Source organism: Profundicola chukchiensis (assembly GCF_029664245.1).
Classification (GTDB): domain Bacteria; phylum Bacteroidota; class Bacteroidia; order Flavobacteriales; family Weeksellaceae; genus Profundicola; species Profundicola chukchiensis.
In genome coordinates this window covers 93777-110998 of the sequence record NZ_JANAIE010000003.1, presented here as the reverse complement: position 1 = coordinate 110998, position 17222 = coordinate 93777, and the positions used below count along the sequence as shown (strand labels likewise).

The following is a 17222-nucleotide window of genomic DNA, read 5'->3' as shown; positions in this document are numbered from 1 at the left end:
CAAACTTTTTTATATTTACCATTCGAAAATTTTAGAACGACTCATTTTTAAGTTTTTCTAAATTTCCTCCAATAAAATAATAACATATGAGTAAACAAGATTTCTTTAACAGAGATTCTCAGGTACTAGGGCATCCAGCGGGTCTGTTTGTGCTGTTTTTCACAGAGATGTGGGAGCGTTTTTCATTCTATGGAATGCGCGTACTATTAATTAACTTCTTAACCATGGCAGCCATTGGCTACAACCCAGGATGGGAATGGTCTGCAGAGAACGCGGGAGCGCTGTTTGGTACTTATGCCATGTTGCTCTATATCACGCCAATTATTGGTGGAATTATCGCCGATAAATTCACAGGTTATCGTTGGGCGGTGGTAATTGGTTCGGTGATCATGACAGCAGGACACGCGGCCATGGCTTTCGAAACCGAACTTTCCTTATATCTTGGTTTGGCTTTACTAGTCTTGGGTACAGGTTTCTTTAAACCTAATATTACTTCCATTATTTCAGAAATGTACAAGGATGTGCCAGAGAAAAAGGATGGTGCATATACTATTTTCTACATGGGTGTAAACGCAGGGGCTTTCTTCGGAATGATGCTTTGTGGATATTTAGCAGAACGTGTAGGTTGGTCTTGGGGATTCGGTTTGGCCGGAATCTTCATGCTTTTAGGTACGTTACAGTTTTGGTTAGCTAAGCCTCTATTTGGTGGAATTGGTGATAAACCAGGTGCTGTAGAAGAGTTAGAAGAAATCGAAGCTGACGGTGTTATTACCGAAGAAGAAAAAGAAATCATTAAACATAATCCATTCACTTTATTAGATAAGATTTTAATTGCTATCACAGCAATTATTGGATTGGGTTATGCTATCAACGACCCGCTTTCTAAGATTGCCGGAATCGATATGTTTAGCTTCGCGGCTGTGGGTGACTTCGATGGTCAGTATGTTGCGATTATAATTGGACTTATCTTGTTCTTGTACTTGGTGATTACTAGGATTGCGAGATATGCTCCTATCGTTCGAGATAGAATGATTGCATTTATCATTTTCGCCTTTTTCACAGTATTCTTTTGGATGAGCTTTGAGCAGGGTGCAACTTCATTAATCTTATTCGCGCGAGATGGTGTTAATAGAACTTTGAGTGGGGATTCAGCGATTGCTTATAATATTGTAAACACGCTATTAACGGTGGTTCCTTTAGCCATTATTACTTATGTTTTAATAAGACTATTCAAGGCAACCTTTAAAAGAATTCCAGGTTCTAATCTTGTTTTAGCCATCTGTTTCATAGGTGTATGGGGTGTGGTTCTATGGATGTTGAACCGTGATTGGAACGCAACAGCTTACGAAGTTTCTTACCAAGCAATTGAAACGCCTGTTATAGAAGATGGTAAACAAAAAGTTGATGAATCTAATAATCCTGTTTATTTATATACGCCTATTTCTGACGAGACTAAATTGTCTGGCGCAGATAAGGTTGTAACACAGAAGGTAAGAATCAGCGAGCAAGAAAAATTCGCTGTTGGTGATCAAATCAACATTATTACCAAAGATAATACCAATACTACATTTGGATTTTTAAGTGAAGAGAGATTAGCAGAAGCCCGCCTTAGAGGTGAAAAAATAGGAAGAGAAAGTGGTGTGATACCAGCACAGATTTCGGAAATTCAATCCAACCAAGTTGAGGTTACAACTTCCTGGTTTAGTATTCTGAACTCCTTCTTTATTATTGCCTTTGCAAGTTTATTCTCTAAACTTTGGGATAGTAAATACAATCCATCCGCTGCCGTTAAGTATGGTTTAGGATTAATCATTATGGCGATGGGATTCGGTTTGTTAGCCTTTGGATCTTATGGCGTGGCAGAAGGCGTAAAAGTAAGTATGATATGGCTAATTTTAGCTTATCTCTTCCATACCTTGGGTGAACTATGTCTGTCACCAGTTGGTCTATCTTATGTGAGTAAATTGGTGCCAGCACGAATGATTGCCTTTATGTTTGGTATGTGGTATCTAGCGATTGCTATTGGTAATAAATTAGCGGCTGTGTTAGGTGGGCAAATTGAGAATATTACATCTCAATATTCACTTTCTACATTCTTCTTAATTTTCACGATTGTACCAGCGGCTGCAGGTGTTGTAATTATGTTGTTACACCCTGTACTTAAACGTTTGATGCACGGCGTTAAATAAGAGTATCAATATTAAAATAGAATCGGCTTTCGTTGGAAGCCGATTTTTTTTTGGCATATTTTTAGCCTAAAACTCAATCCTGTAGTTTCTAATTAATTGTTAGATAACAAATTTTTAACACTAAGATTCAAACTTCCCTATTAAGTTTGCAAATAAGAATAAGATTATGACACGATATATATTTTTGATTTCACTTTTTTTAAGCAGTCTAAGTTTCGCTCAAGAGATTAATTGGGTGTCTATAAATGATGCAGAAAAACTGCAATTAGAAAGTCCAGAGAAACCAATGTTTATAGATGTCTACACCGATTGGTGTGGGTGGTGTAAACAAATGGATAACACAACTTTTAAGAATGAAGAGGTAGTTGCTTTTATAAATGAATACTACATTCCAGTTAAATTCGATGCTGAGCAAAAGCAAGAAATTACTTTCAAAGGACAAAAGTTTGAATATATGGAAGTAGGAAGAAAAGGCGTTCATCAATTAGCAGCGGCTTTATTGCAAGGAAACCTGAGCTATCCATCTTATGTAGTGATTAATAGCAACAATGAATTAACTCACTTACTTAGAGGTTTTATGAAGCCAAACGATTTATTGAATAGCTTCTAAATAAGCACCACTTTCATTAGTATAATATAAACTATCTGATTTTTCTTTCAGATATTGAATTTGAGAAGGATAATTGCTACCATCAGCGATTATCCTTTTTATTTTTGATGGAATTGAATCGGGTAGGTAATAAGGTGCTTGGGTTAAGATAATCGCATCTACCGCAGGGAATTCCTTGAATTGATTATCGCTAATGTAGTAAACTTGCTCATTCAGTTTAATTAAGTTTTTAAATTTAATATAATTGTCGCCTTTATGCGAAGACATTAAATCATGAATGTCTAGGTGTTTAATTTTTTCATGTGTCATATAGGGATTGATGATGTAATTTCTAACATTAGTGGAATCCTCAACTTGCCAAAAAATGTCTAACTTTTTCCCTTCTCTTATCCCTATAAGGCTTCCTTTGTATTGTTGAAAAACAATGAGTTCTTGTTTGTTATTAAAGGTATAATCATCATAAACTCTGGTAGCCTGAAAAGCTAATAAAATCATGAAAACCGGAATTAATTTTCTCCATTTAAATTGAAGAAATAAAGGTCTTACTAAAATAATTAGGCTGATAAGTAAGAGAACCTGTAACCAATTCCATGTAATGTCTCTAAAAATAAAGGATTCATAAGACGTCAGAAAGTCGATGTATTGATATACTTTTTCAAATGCATAGTTTATTAAATCAACTAGGAAATCAGGGAAAACATTTAACGCTAAAGTGAGTACCACCACAAATGAAAGCGCTACCATAATGCTCGCAAAAGGAAGTACGACCAGGTTGCCTAGTAGGAATAATCCTGAGAATTTATTGAAATAATAAACGCTGATAGGTAAAACGCCTATCTGCGCAACGGTGGTTAAACAAATTAAATTGAATAAATAATTCTTGTATGGTTTGCGATAGTGTGGAAAGAGTTGACGAACAGGTTGGTATAACCAAGCGATAAAGAAAACAGCGCTATAACTCATCTGAAAACCTACCTCAAAGAGTTGATTGGGTTGAATAAATAGTAGCACCAAAGCAGAAAGGGCTAAAGTGTGGTAGATATTTGGATTGCGCTGAATCGTTAAGGTAAAATAGTAAATACTAATCATAAACGCAGCTCTTGTTACCGACGGGCTAAAACCTACAAACCAAGCGAAAATCCATATCAATACTAATGCAACCGCCCAACGCATAACTTTACCATGCCGTATGTATAGTAGAGGATAGAGAAGTATCATGATAAATCCAAAGATGATTCCCACATGTAGACCAGATATAGCAAACAAGTGCATAACACCTGCAGAGGATAGCTTTTCTTGAAAATCCTTATCTACATCCGACCGATCGCCTAAAGCCAGTGAAGAAATAAATATTTTACTTGTTTGTGAAAAGCCTTTAGTGTTGAGCTCGTTTTTAATGTTTTGCTTGAAAACCGATAAACGGTGCGCAAGAAGGTTATTATTAGGATGTTCCAAACCCGCTAGACTATCGCTGAATATCTGAAGATAAATCTTTTTATTCTTCATATACGCCCGATAATCAAAAGCATGCGGATTCTTAGGTGCTGGAATTTCATCGATTTTCCCGTAAATCCAAAATTGATCATGTGCGTGGATGGGAATCTCTTGCTTTTTGAGGTATAACAGTAAGTCTTGATTGATTAATGCCGTGTCATTTGGATAATCAGAAGCAATAATCTTAACATCATATTTATTATACTTTTCAGAAGGCTTTAGAATATCTTGAACCTCAATATAATAAAGAGACTTTTGTTTGCTGAGATCAAATTCAGAATTAAAATCTGGGTTTTCTTGATGAAATCTCAGAGAGCCTAAACCCATAACTATCAAGAATCCAGAGAAGAATATAAATCCGTTTTTTAATTTAGCCAGCCGTATAAACAAAAGCAGTAGAAGGGCAAAGGCTATAAAATAAATAATGTATTCTTCCTTAGGGAAATATTCAAAGGACACCCATATACCAGCAACTATTGCCAATAGCCAATATGCAAATGGATGATATTTCATTTAAGAAATATTTTACATTATTCGTCGAATTCAGTTTCTAACTCATCGTTAACTACTTTTTCCATAAAATCTCTCAAGACCTTCATGTGTTCCTTGGCTATTATTTGGCCAATATGAGCTGCTATGTAGGTAGCGATCATAATAAATAATCCTAGCCAAGCCAAGTGTACCATCCATGATTCAACATCTAAACGCATTTGCACGAACCAAATAAGTCCGAAAAAGAAGAAAATAGTTCCACCAAGAATGTATAAAAACATAAATAATGTCCAAACACTTGGTCGAGGTCCAAATACTCCTCTAATGATGGTAATATTTGGATTATCTTCATCTACTTCCGAGCGCACTTGTAGTTGAGGTGCCCAGTATTCATTCTTGTCTTTTCGCATTCTAAAGACAGAGAATTCTTGTCCCACATAGCCTCCCAAAACTTTGTTCTGAATCTGGAACTGTTTCCTCAATCTATCGGTAAACTCATCTTTACTAAGACGAGTTTTTATTTTAAAACGCGGACGATTTCTAATCGATTTAATATCAATATCTCTAGACAAAACTTTATATTTACAAATGCCTTTTAAAAATAAGTATAATTTATGATAAAAGCATCAAGTGAGTCGTTTTTCGATAAAGTATATGATGTAGTTCGTAGGATTCCGCAAGGAAAAGTAGCAACCTATGGTGATATCGCAAAAGTTGTAGGTTCTCCTGGCGCGGCACGAATGGTGGGTTGGGCCATGAATGCAAGTCATGATAAGCCAGATGTACCAGCTCATCGTGTGGTAAATAGAAATGGTCTACTTACAGGAAAGGCACATTTTGCTCACCCAGATTTAATGCAACAATTATTGGAAAATGAAGGAATTACGGTGATTAACAATCAAATTCAAGACTTTGAAAGTAAAAGATGGATTCCACCTTTTGACGAGGAGGAGATTGATGAGTAGAAAGTAGTTAGAGAATGTTTTAAATGAGCTAATGTATATTAGAGATTAACCTTTAATATTATACATTTCTAATTAATTGCTTTCACTTCATAATCCAGCACCCAAACCAAATAATAATCTTCTATCATTTTATAATAAGCAAAATACTTGCGACTAGAGGTCTCATCAGAAATCCAGCAAGTTATTTTGCTGTAAGGCTTTAATTCAAAAGGCTCGACCCGATAATGATTTAAGAAGTTCCAAAGATTTCCGCCATTTAGCTTATATAAACCTTCTTTTAGTCCCCAAATGATATGTAAATAATGTGCGTAATTTTCATCTTGTGGAATCCATGCAATCTCATCTTCGCGTAGAAATTTCCTAGCAATATTGATGATTTTTTCATCTCGCTGCTTTTCTATATCAATACCAATTTTATATTCGCTTAAACCCACCGCAACTTTGCCGTAGGAGTGGGTGATAGACAAATGATGATTCGAATCTAGATAAGGTTTTCCTTTGTTGTCGTAGTTAACATCTAAATCAGAATTAAGCTCCATAAGACAAGCGCGAAGCCCTAGAAACTCTAGACTTTGCTTCTCTGGCATCGATTCTAATTTAGCTATTCGCCGAGGTGTAAGGTTCACATATTCTATTAGTTCCTCTTTGGTTTCTGTGACATCCCACACAACGATCTCTGTAAAATCGTCTTTAATTTTATCAATTAACGGCATCTTATTATTTTATAGATAGTTTGTACCTTTGCACATTCTAAAGTACAATAAAAATATTTATGATGGATACAAAAACCACCTATATTCCGTACAAAGTTAAAGATATTTCTTTAGCTGATTATGGTCGCAAAGAAATTAAACTAGCTGAGGCGGAGATGCCAGGACTTATGGCGCTAAGAGAAGAGTTTGGAGCTAAAAAACCTCTGAAAGGCGCTCGTATTGCTGGTTGTTTGCACATGACAATTCAAACAGCAGTACTTATCGAGACTTTGGTTGAATTAGGTGCTGAAGTAACTTGGTCTTCTTGTAATATTTACTCTACCCAAGATCATGCGGCTGCTGCCATTGCTGCTGCTGGAGTTCAAGTTTATGCTTGGAAAGGTCTTACAGAAGAGGAGTTCGATTGGTGTATAGAACAAACATTGTTCTTTGGTGAAGATCGCAAACCATTGAACTTAATCTTAGATGATGGTGGAGATTTAACGAATATGGTGTTAGATAGATATCCAGAATTAGCTGAAGGAATCAATGGTTTATCTGAGGAAACGACTACGGGAGTATTACGTTTATATGAGCGCATGAAAAAAGGAACTTTACCTATGCCAGCTATCAACGTAAATGATTCGGTAACCAAATCTAAATTCGATAATAAATACGGATGTAAAGAATCAGCTGTAGACGCAATTCGTCGTGCTACTGATGTTATGATGGCAGGTAAAGTGGCTGTAGTTGCAGGTTATGGTGATGTTGGAAAAGGAACTTCTGCTTCATTACGTGGTGCAGGTGCTAGAGTAATTGTAACGGAAATCGATCCTATTTGTGCATTGCAAGCTGCTATGGACGGATTCGAAGTTAAGAAAATGGACGATGCCGTGAAAGAAGCTGACATTGTAGTTACAGCTACAGGTAATAAAGATATCATCAAGGATCGTCACTTCAAGGCGATGAAAGACAAATGTATCGTTGGAAACATCGGACATTTCGATAATGAAATCGACATGGCTTGGTTGAATAGTAATTATGGCAATACCCGCGATGAGATTAAACCTCAAGTTGATTTGTACAACATCGATGGTAAAGAAGTAATTATCTTATCTCAAGGTAGATTAATGAACTTAGGAAACGCAACAGGTCATCCATCTTTTGTAATGTCTAACTCATTTACCAACCAAACTTTGGCTCAGTTAGAGTTATGGTTAAACCCAGAGCAATATGAGAACAAAGTATATGTTTTGCCTAAGCATTTAGATGAGAAAGTAGCAAGATTACACTTAGCTAAAATCGGCGTTGAATTAGATGTTTTAACAGAAGAACAATCGGCTTATATTGATGTTCCTGTTGAAGGACCATTTAAATCGGATATGTACCGTTATTAAGAAGCTATAAAGTATAAATTAGAAAAGTCGGAGTTTTTATAAACTTCGACTTTTTTGTTTATAGCAAAATAGGTAAGCGCGGAGTGTCACACGGAACTTGACTTTGATTGTAATGTTTAACAGTGCTTTCTAAAGATTGCATTAACAAATTAAACCATCTTTAAATTACACTAAACAATTTCTACCCCACCATTAAACCACTTCATTCTTACCAATAATCACCTTCCTCAACAAATTCCTTAAAGTCAGAATTCATAGCTCTGAAATATTCAGATGTACCATCAATACAGGGTTTAAAAACTGGTATTGGATTGCCATTTGGATCAAACCAATCCGCGAACGACATTCCTGGATGCGTACTTTCATTAGTCGCTTTTAGATTTTTCACCTCAAAAGTATATACCTTGTCTTTGGCTGTAATGACTACATCATATTGCAGTTCAAAACAATTTTTGGTAGCAAATTTTTGATTGATGTAGCAAGCTTTATGGTTTTCTGCACCTTGAATATGAATGGATTTCCCGGCATCTAATTGAGTGATTTTAATGTTTTCATTCACTAGGTAATCCTCTGCAAAGCTTTTTAGTTTTCGGTAATTTTCTGCTTGGTTAAAGTCAGTTTCGGTGTTGACTAGAGCGACACCTTCTTTGCTCAATTCCTGAGTACTTGTGAAAACTGAGACAAATAAAAAGATATAAATTAAAGATTTCATTTTCTGATGTTTGTTGTAAAGATAAACTAAGTTTTCGTGTGTGAAAGTGAATTATTTCTGAATTTAAGATGAAAGAAAAATATATAGTTGAAAATCTGTATTTCCGCCGAGATATGAGACCAATTGAAATTGATTAAATGACTACAATTCATAAATTTTATTTAAATATTAAATAATGATTAAGATTTTGAGTCAAAACCTAATAAATTAAATATAATTATACCTTTTGACAATAATATTTACTAACTTAAAGGCTTAATTCAAAGTTAGATATGTCAGTAGAAATTAAGGCGTAGATTTTTGAATGAGCAACTTTTAAATTAAAAACTTTTATCATGAACAAAGACCCATATAACATTAAACAAAAACTGACCGTCGGGGGTAAAGACTTCGACTTTTACAGTTTGGTAGAACTTGAAAAGCAAGGTCACGAGATTTCTAAACTTCCTTTTTCGATTCGTATTCTTCTAGAAAATGTGTTGAGAAATTACGATGATTTTGCGATTACCAAAGAACATTTAGAAACCTTAATCGGATGGACTCCAAATGCATCTGAAAAGGATATTCCATTTAAGCCAGCGAGAGTTTTAATGCAGGATTTCACAGGAGTTCCTGCTGTTGTAGATATAGCCTCATTGAGAGCAGAAGTTGCAAGAAAAGGAAAGGATCCTAACAAAATTAATCCACTCATTCCGGTAGATTTAGTGGTAGATCACTCGGTGCAAGTAGATTATTTCGGGACCAATTATTCTTATGAAAAGAATATGGATGTTGAATACGAAAGAAATAGAGAGCGATATCAATTTCTAAAATGGGCACAGCAATCTTTCGATAACTTTAGTGTAGTTCCTCCTGGAATGGGAATTTGTCACCAAGTTAATTTAGAGTACTTGTCTAAAGGTGTTGTAGAGCGCGATGGACAGGTTTTCCCTGATACCTTAGTTGGAACCGATAGCCATACGCCGATGGTAAATGGAATTGGTGTTGTTGCATGGGGTGTAGGTGGAATTGAAGCTGAAGCCGCTATTTTGGGGCAACCTATTTACTTCATTATGCCAGAGGTAGTTGGGCTTAAATTAACCGGAAAACTTCCTTTAGGTTCAACGGCTACAGATTTAGTTTTAAATATTGCGCATCTATTACGTCAACATGGTGTGGTAGGCAAATTTGTTGAGGTTTTCGGGCCAGGATTAGATCACCTTTCTGTGCCAGATAGAGCTACTATTGGAAATATGTCACCAGAATTTGGGTGTACGATTACTTATTTCCCGATTGATGACAAGACCTTGCATTATATGCGAGAAACCAATCGCGACGAAGAGCAAATTAACTTGGTTGAAACTTATTGTAAAGCCAATATGTTGTGGCGAGAAAATGAGGATAGAATTCAATATTCAACTGTGCTTGAATTAGATGTTTCTAGCATACAACCTACGGTGGCAGGACCTAAAAGACCACAAGATAAAATTGCACTTAAAGACTTTAAGCCAAAATTCATTGACCTTTTAGGCGAATCATTTGGTCGTAGTTATATCGATCCAGACGATAGAGGTCAATTATTGCCTAATGGCGAAATGTCGGAGTCTATTGCTAGGTTTAAAGAAGAAGGTGGTGGAAATCAACCAACGACCGAAATGCGCACAGAAAGACCAGACTCGTCTATTGAAGCTGATGAGAATAAATTAAAAACAGTTTGGATTACGCAAGGATCTAAAAAGTTTGAACTCTCAGATGGATCTGTTGCCATTGCGGCAATTACTTCTTGTACCAATACTTCGAATCCATTTGTAATGATTGGAGCAGGTTTGGTTGCGAGAAAGGCGAGAGAGTTAGGTATTGATGTTAAACCATGGGTTAAAACATCGCTTGCGCCTGGGTCTAAAGTAGTAACGGATTATTTAGAGAAAGCCGATTTAATGAAAGACTTAGAAGCGCTCCAATTCCATTTGGTAGGTTATGGTTGTACTTCTTGTATTGGTAACTCAGGTCCGCTTCCTCCACAAATTTCAAAGGCGATTGATGAGTATGATTTAGTAGTTGCTTCGGTGCTTTCGGGTAATCGTAATTTTGAAGCACGTGTACACTCACAAGTTAAAATGAACTTTTTGATGTCACCTATGTTGGTGGTAGCTTATGCCATTGCGGGTAGGGTAGATATTGATTTATTGAATGAACCGATCAGTTATGATAAGAATCAAAAAGCGATTTATTTAAAAGATATTTGGCCAAGCGACGACGAGATACATAAAATCATGAGCGATGTTCTTTCTCCAAAAGATTTTGCAAAAAATTATGGGGAGATTTTCGCTGGAAACGAGATTTGGAGAAATCTAGAAGTACCTCAGGATATGGTTTATCAATGGGATGACAATTCTACCTATATCCAAGAAATTCCTTTCTTTAAAAACATTTCAGAGGAGCCACATGCGTTACAAGATATTCAAAATGCTAAGGCATTATTGGTTTTAGGTGATAGTATCACGACTGACCATATTTCGCCAGCAGGTGCATTTAATAAAGATTCAGCTGCGGGTAAATATCTTTTAGAAAGAGGAGTTCCAGAGAATCAGTTCAACTCTTATGGATCGCGTAGAGGAAATGATGAGGTTATGGTTCGTGGAACTTTTGCGAATGTTAGGATTAAGAATAAATTGGCAGAGCAGGAAGGAGGATATACTACTTATTTACCATCCGGAGAAGAAATGTCGGTTTATGATGCGGCACAAAAATATAAGGAAGATAATACGCCTTTAATTGTTCTGACTGGTAAAGAATACGGAAGTGGTTCATCGCGTGACTGGGCGGCTAAAGGAACCTTTTTGTTGGGGGTGAAATGTGTTTTAGCAGAAAGCTACGAACGCATCCACCGAAGTAATCTAGTAGGTTTAGGCGTTTTGCCGTTGGAATATAAACCAGGTGATACAGCTGAGAAATTAGGTTTAACAGGTAAAGAAGGTTTCAGTATTACAGGAATTTCAGAAGGCTTAACCCCGCACAAAGAATTAAAGGTTATTGCAGAAAATGAGCAAGGTGAAAAGATAGAATTTGGTGTGATTGCACGTTTGGATTCTGATATTGAAATCGCTTATTATCAAAACGATGGAATTTTACAATATGTATTACGTCAATTTTTGAATAATGAAGCTTAAACACTTAAAATGAAAAATAAAAAAAATGTCGCCCAAAGAGGCGACATTTTTTTTCAAATAAACTATCTATAAATATTTTGAAATCGGTTGTAATGTATTAATTAATACTTCTCTAACAACACAATCGATTCATCTAGCTCTAGACGAACTTTTCCGTTTTTTACATGGGTTACAATGCCAGAATAGGCATCTCTTACACGCTGACCATTTTCAAAAGCGCTTGAAACATCAACTGTATTTACACCAACCGGTAAGTCTAATCCAATCACTACAATATCTTCGATATCATTTTTGTTGTAGGTTCTTTTAAACCAATAAGGGTCGTCTGAAATCATTTGATGAACTCCAGCACCAACAGCAGGATGCTTTTGTCTAAATTTTCCTAATTTCTGGAAATGCTCTAAAATACTTTTGGTTTCAAGATCATTTTCTATGTCTTCCCAATTCATGTTTGATCTTAAATTAGCATCACCTTTTGCGCCTTTAACTTCTAGTGGACGAGCCGTTTCATCACCATAATAAATCTGTGAAATTCCTGGAGATAAAAGCAATAAAGTTCCTGCGTCGTATGGAGTTTCTCTTAATTTATCAAAAGGCTGTCCGTCGTCGTGCGAACTTAAATAGTTCATCACCATTTTGCCAGGCATTTCATTGTTTAAGATATCTGAATAAGAGGAGAATAACTCTTCGAAAGATTGAGTAGCATCTTGCTTAAAATCAAAATTAATAAGCGCTGGGAATCCATAATCAAAATAATTCACCTTCTTATCCGGGAAGTTATAGAACTCTCTTTGTCCGATACCGTAACCATAAACCTCACCTACTAAAAAGAAATCAGATTTTGAACGCTTAGATCTTGGCAACTTGGCATTATATTCTTCAAAAGCCATTTGTGTAATTTTTGAAAAATCTGCCCAAACATCTTCTTCAGTGTGCTTAACCGTATCTACACGATAACCATCAATTCCAAATTCGGTGATATAATCCGCCAACCATTTCATGATATAATATTTTGGCGCACGTGGATAGCCTGTCTTTTTGAAAAAAGCATCAAGGCTTTCCATTTCTTCTCTATATCTACCTTCTTCTTTCCATTTTTTTACCAATTGATCTGGTAGTTCAACATTCTCGTTGTTTTCGGTTAAAATATCGGGTAGGTTCTCTACCAAGGTACACTCTACGGTGCTTTTGTAATCCTCGTAAGTACAAGCTGGTCCAGTTCTCACCCAATCCGACGGGAAAGCAGGATCTATTTCTGTAACAGGACCTGTGTGATTAACCACAGCGTCTAATACAATTCTAATTCCTTTGGCATGGGCTTTTTGTACTAATTCTCTTAAATCTTCTTTAGTTCCGAAATTGGGATCTAAAGCAGTCCAATCCTTTGTCCAGTAACCATGGTAGGCATAAGTTTTTCCGCTTCCTTCATCGGTACCACCATGTATTTGTTCTACGATAGGCGTCATCCAAATCGCATCAACCCCTAGGTCAGTGAAATAATTATCATCAATTTTTTGAATGATACCACGTAAATCTCCTCCTTCAAAACCTCTCAACACATCTGCTCCTTTATTTCTTTCGAAATTATTATCATTGGACGTATCTCCGTTTTTGAAACGATCGGTTAATAGGAAATAAAAGTTGGCGTTCTCCCATAGGAAGTTATCTTTTTGCACGCTTGGCTGAGGTGGAGTAGATTCGGTTGTTTTTTTAACTGTTTTACACGAATATAACATAGCAACAAGCAAGAATAATAGAAGAAGTTTATTCATATCTAAAGTAATAATTTTATAAAACTACAAAACTTTCTGTAGATTGAATTAAAACGGAATTTTGGTAAGGTGACTATTATGTAATCTTTGTTACACTCGGGTTTTTTAAATTGTCGGACATTTGCCAATGAAATCCTTTTTTATAATAAAGAAGTAGTTTTCATAATAAGAGTTTTTATGGTTAGTGGTCGGTAGGGGGAGCCCTACCGATTTTTTTATGCCTTATTTGAAATTCTTGTTTGCTAAAAACTTATGCCCATTATTATCTTCCATTTTACAATCTGAAATCCATTTTCAATAGAATATATCTTGGATTCAGTGATTGTCTCATCTGATGTATATAATAATCTGTCACGTTGGTGCTTTCATAGTACTTCATGTTGAGCAAGTTTTTTGATATCAGCGCAAAAGACCATGATTTTTGCTTGGGTCTAAATTTAACTTCAGAATCAAGGAAGTAAATAGGTTGCTTCGATCTGATGTCATTGTGATAATAATCAAATCCAAGATTAGCCGACCAAATATCTTTTTTAAAAATAAGTTTAAAATTATTGGAAATTAAGCTGTTTGAATTTGTGAAATCTTGGCTGGAGCTGAAATTAATTTGATTCCATTTTAAGTTATTACTAAAATTAAACGGAAAATTAAATGCTGTTTTTAAGCCTAATTCCGCTTTCCATTGATTTGATTGATTAAGCCTTAACTGGGAGTTATTAACAACATTGTTGTATTCAGAAAAAAGATAATTTCCAGATAATTTAAAGGTTGACCTAAAGATGTGAAGATATTTTTCTAATTCCACATGCGCAGAATAATTTTTATTTTTTGCAGATAAATTAAACTGTTCATTCAATACAAAGTTTTCGCTGATATAACTTTGGGTAGAGGGATTATTAGCATTGCTATATCTGGCGAGACCAACAACGAATTTCTCCTGTTTTCTTAAATTATAATAGGTGTAGCCCAAAGTTGTCATTAAAGTTTTTCTAAAGGCAAGATTGGGTTGATTCTGTTTAAAATAACGATGTGATTGCATGATCCAATCATTAAATAAATTTCGACTTTCTGGCGCAACTTCGTTATAGTTTAGGTTTAAAAATACTTTTAATCTACTTGCCAATTGATAATGTAAGGACAAGGATGGAGCTAGAAAAAATTGATTTTTATCTAATGTTTTATTCAAAAGAAAATCTTCATTTTCTATCATAAAATTTTTAGCTTGTAAAGCTGGAATCAACTTCCATCGTTTGAAATCATAAGCTTTTTTAACACTCAAAGTGAACTCCATCATTTTCAAGATCATATCATTTTTAGATATTAATGAATTATCAGTCAAAAGATTTGAATGTAAACTCTCCTTGTTGAAATTAAAAACACCTTCGATTTCTAATTTGTTTTCATTCTTGTCTGAGGATAAAAATTTACTCGAAAATTGAAATGTTTCTTTCTGCTGTGCAATTTCTTGAAGCGTATACCCATTTTCAAATATTTCGTCGGAATGAATATCTAAGCCAATATCGATGCTGTTGTTTTGTGTGGCTTCATGCTTAGCATAGATAGCGCTAAATTGCAAAGCATTGGTATCGTTCATTTTATAGGTATGCTTCAATTCATTTACCCAAAGTTCTGGTTTGGATTCAAGGATAGAATTAAAGGAACTGGAGCGATTACTTAAGGTTTGATTTGAAAAAACACTTTCTGATGCGTTGAAATTCGTCGATATTTCGGTCAAGGAACGATCATTAAATTTTATTTTCGCCAGCACATCTCCTTGATAGATTTGAGGTTTTTTCTGTGATATACTTTCCTCAAAGTTATTTTGAATCGGCTGCCCATCTAAGAAATAATCGGTGTTGTCTCTATCCATTTTACGATAGAAATCATCAACATAATTTAAATTGAATCTCAAAGCAAACTTTTTCGATACATTGGCAATGTGATTCATACTCGCAAACCATTGTTGATTGGAGTTGTTTCTTTCAGTGGACAATTGATTTGAACCCATCATTTCATGTATTAACAAATCACTCCTGAATTTGTAGAAAAGATAATCTTGCTCCGAAAAGCCTGATTCATAAATAGCATAGGGCGATCGGTTTTCTCCCAGATTATTATAGGATAATGTCGAGAAGTTTTTGTTTTTTTGAGCCACCGAAAGTAAGTTAAGACCACTGTCAACCCTATCTTTTATGCCATAACCTCCATAGCCAAAAAGAGAAACATCGCTTAATCCTTTCTTTAATTTTAAGTTAAGAACAACAGATTTTGAATTTTCTATTTTCTTTAAAAGTGGATTTTCACTCCAATTTTCAATGGCTTCAACCTCATCGATTATATCAACCGATATATTCTTGGTTCCTATGGTATAATTATAATTAAAAAGGTCGTCCCCTTGGAGTAGAACACGTTCAATGTGCTTTCCTTTGTATTTAATTCTCCCTTGTTCGTCGACATCAATGCCTGGTAATTTCCTGAGTAAATCTTCTACCACTCTTTCTGTACCATCCTTATATGATTCGGCATTGTAACTCACCGTGTCGTTTTTAACGCGTACAGGTTTTTTATCAGCTGTAATGATAATAGGCTCCAATTGAATCAAAGACGCTAAATGAAAATCAACTTGAATGTGCTGCTCTGTGTCTTTTAAGTTTAATTCTTTTTCTTGTTTTATATAATTGACCTTATAAACCTCAATAATAATAATACTGACTTGTTTATTCGATAAAATTTTGGATAAATCAAATTGATATTTCCCTTCAGCGTTGGTTTGTGTAAATGAAAGTATTTGATCTCTATTTTCAGCGTTCTTTAGAACTACGTGAACTGCATTGGGAGTTCCGGAGTCTTCTAAGCTAATATTTCCTTTTAGGTTTTGCTGGGCAAATAAGACCTTAGAAATTATAAACAAAAAAAGGAAAAGAATGAATTTATTCAATTGATTTAAATAATAGCGTGAAAACTAATTCAAGTTTTAAGATTATTCTGGATAACAATTGCAAGTTTCCATAGTGCTATAACAAGTTCTGGATGTAATGCCTTCCCTCACAGGTTGCTGTGTAGCTACATAGCGTAACATACGAGTATCCTCTTTAAGTGTATGTTGATAATACTCATCAAAATTAATGAGATCAAAGTCTGGAAATGGGTGTTTAGGAATGTTAAGCGTACTATTCTGGGTATAATTGATGTTTTCAGCCACAAATTTATAAGATAAATCAGCCTTGTTAATGCTTTGGGCTTCTAAAATAAGACCAGGCAACCCCGTTAATTTCCAAGGTCCATCTGAGATAGGAATTTCCATGGTGAACCAAACTTCCCATTCATGATCTCGGAAAGTTGTAGTGGCCAAATGGCTTTTCATGTTTTTGATGTACTTCACCGAATCTTGTATCGTCCAGTTGATAATATTTATAGAATCTAGAATTACATGGTTAAAATCTTTGTATCCCATCGCACGGGCATACATTTCATTTTTCTCAAAATCTTTGTAAACATTCACGTTAAAAGAATACCCATCAAAATCTGGATCTGCTTCTTTTGCTTCCTCGTAAAAAGAAGTGAAGCGCGATATATTATCCTGCCAAACTAGTTTTGCTCGAGAATAAGTGTCTGGAGCATAAGGATTTTTAGTTTGTATTTTATACTCCGAATATTCTACTTCTAGTCGTGTTGCCTCCTGTGCATGGATTATTTGAACCGAAGTAAAAATAATCCAACACAGCAATAATTTTAATATTTTCAAACCTAATT

The 17222-nt window shown here is 35.2% G+C and carries 12 protein-coding genes; 5 read left to right on the top strand and 7 right to left on the bottom strand.

Annotated features, from left to right (window positions below):
• Nucleotides 1–86 precede the first annotated feature (86 nt).
• Both NLM59_RS04885 and NLM59_RS04880 read left to right on the top strand, forming a co-directional pair.
• Nucleotides 87–2189, top strand: coding sequence for a peptide MFS transporter (locus NLM59_RS04885; protein WP_304416629.1), 2103 nt, complete (start codon nucleotides 87–89; stop codon nucleotides 2187–2189).
• Between the two features lie 166 nt (nucleotides 2190–2355).
• A complete protein-coding gene (locus NLM59_RS04880) occupies nucleotides 2356–2799 on the top strand; it encodes a thioredoxin family protein (RefSeq protein ID WP_304416628.1) in 444 nt (147 codons plus the stop codon).
• Here NLM59_RS04880 and NLM59_RS04875 read toward each other — a convergent pair.
• Together NLM59_RS04875 and NLM59_RS04870 are read right to left on the bottom strand one after the other, a co-directional pair.
• A complete protein-coding gene (locus NLM59_RS04875) occupies nucleotides 2782–4806 on the bottom strand; it encodes a ComEC/Rec2 family competence protein (protein WP_304416627.1) in 2025 nt (674 codons plus the stop codon). The two genes, NLM59_RS04880 and NLM59_RS04875, sit on opposite strands and share 18 nt — an antisense overlap.
• 17 nt (nucleotides 4807–4823) lie before the next feature.
• Complete coding sequence (locus tag NLM59_RS04870; RefSeq protein WP_304416626.1) at nucleotides 4824–5357, bottom strand: hypothetical protein; 534 nt, start codon at nucleotides 5355–5357, stop codon at nucleotides 4824–4826.
• A gap of 42 nt (nucleotides 5358–5399) precedes the next feature.
• Here NLM59_RS04870 and NLM59_RS04865 point away from each other — a divergent pair, with 42 nt between their 5' ends.
• Complete coding sequence (locus NLM59_RS04865) at nucleotides 5400–5750, top strand: MGMT family protein (RefSeq protein ID WP_304416625.1); 351 nt, start codon at nucleotides 5400–5402, stop codon at nucleotides 5748–5750.
• Nucleotides 5751–5818: 68 nt separating this feature from the next.
• Here the strand turns inward: NLM59_RS04865 and NLM59_RS04860 are convergent, their stop codons facing one another.
• Nucleotides 5819–6463: a 4'-phosphopantetheinyl transferase family protein gene (locus tag NLM59_RS04860; protein WP_304416624.1), complete on the bottom strand. Its 645-nt coding sequence runs from the start codon at nucleotides 6461–6463 to the stop codon at nucleotides 5819–5821.
• A gap of 62 nt (nucleotides 6464–6525) precedes the next feature.
• Between NLM59_RS04860 and ahcY the strand changes: the two genes are divergently transcribed.
• Complete coding sequence (gene ahcY / locus NLM59_RS04855) at nucleotides 6526–7839, top strand: adenosylhomocysteinase (RefSeq protein ID WP_304416932.1); 1314 nt, start codon at nucleotides 6526–6528, stop codon at nucleotides 7837–7839.
• Between the two features lie 208 nt (nucleotides 7840–8047).
• Here the strand turns inward: ahcY and NLM59_RS04850 are convergent, their stop codons facing one another.
• The gene (locus tag NLM59_RS04850) at nucleotides 8048–8551 is read right to left on the bottom strand and encodes a hypothetical protein (RefSeq protein ID WP_304416623.1); all 504 of its coding nucleotides are present in this window, start codon (nucleotides 8549–8551) and stop codon (nucleotides 8048–8050) included.
• Nucleotides 8552–8886: 335 nt separating this feature from the next.
• On the opposite strand from NLM59_RS04850, the gene acnA reads away from it, so the two are divergent.
• On the top strand, nucleotides 8887–11700 hold the full coding sequence (gene acnA, locus NLM59_RS04845; RefSeq protein ID WP_304416622.1) for an aconitate hydratase: 2814 nt from the start codon (nucleotides 8887–8889) through the stop codon (nucleotides 11698–11700).
• Nucleotides 11701–11801: 101 nt separating this feature from the next.
• On the opposite strand, the gene NLM59_RS04840 is transcribed toward acnA, so the two are convergent.
• The 3 genes from NLM59_RS04840 to NLM59_RS04830 form a co-directional block, all read right to left on the bottom strand.
• The gene (locus tag NLM59_RS04840) at nucleotides 11802–13472 is read right to left on the bottom strand and encodes an alpha-amylase family glycosyl hydrolase (RefSeq protein WP_304416621.1); all 1671 of its coding nucleotides are present in this window, start codon (nucleotides 13470–13472) and stop codon (nucleotides 11802–11804) included.
• A gap of 274 nt (nucleotides 13473–13746) precedes the next feature.
• A complete protein-coding gene (locus tag NLM59_RS04835) occupies nucleotides 13747–16407 on the bottom strand; it encodes a TonB-dependent receptor (RefSeq protein ID WP_304416620.1) in 2661 nt (886 codons plus the stop codon).
• Nucleotides 16408–16449: 42 nt separating this feature from the next.
• A complete protein-coding gene (locus NLM59_RS04830; RefSeq protein WP_304416619.1) occupies nucleotides 16450–17214 on the bottom strand; it encodes a GLPGLI family protein in 765 nt (254 codons plus the stop codon).
• Nucleotides 17215–17222: the final 8 nt, after the last annotated feature.

What these genes read in the sequence shown, in the direction of transcription:
- NLM59_RS04885 (WP_304416629.1), top strand. Translation starts at nt 87, where the DNA reads ATGAGTAAACAAGATTTCTTTAACAGAGATTCTCAGGTACTAGGGCAT.
- NLM59_RS04880 (WP_304416628.1), top strand. Translation starts at nt 2,356, where the DNA reads ATGACACGATATATATTTTTGATTTCACTTTTTTTAAGCAGTCTAAGT.
- NLM59_RS04875 (WP_304416627.1), bottom strand. Translation starts at nt 4,806, where the DNA reads ATGAAATATCATCCATTTGCATATTGGCTATTGGCAATAGTTGCTGGT.
- NLM59_RS04865 (WP_304416625.1), top strand. Translation starts at nt 5,400, where the DNA reads ATGATAAAAGCATCAAGTGAGTCGTTTTTCGATAAAGTATATGATGTA.
- NLM59_RS04860 (WP_304416624.1), bottom strand. Translation starts at nt 6,463, where the DNA reads ATGCCGTTAATTGATAAAATTAAAGACGATTTTACAGAGATCGTTGTG.
- ahcY (WP_304416932.1), top strand. Translation starts at nt 6,526, where the DNA reads ATGGATACAAAAACCACCTATATTCCGTACAAAGTTAAAGATATTTCT.
- NLM59_RS04850 (WP_304416623.1), bottom strand. Translation starts at nt 8,551, where the DNA reads ATGAAATCTTTAATTTATATCTTTTTATTTGTCTCAGTTTTCACAAGT.
- acnA (WP_304416622.1), top strand. Translation starts at nt 8,887, where the DNA reads ATGAACAAAGACCCATATAACATTAAACAAAAACTGACCGTCGGGGGT.
- NLM59_RS04840 (WP_304416621.1), bottom strand. Translation starts at nt 13,472, where the DNA reads ATGAATAAACTTCTTCTATTATTCTTGCTTGTTGCTATGTTATATTCG.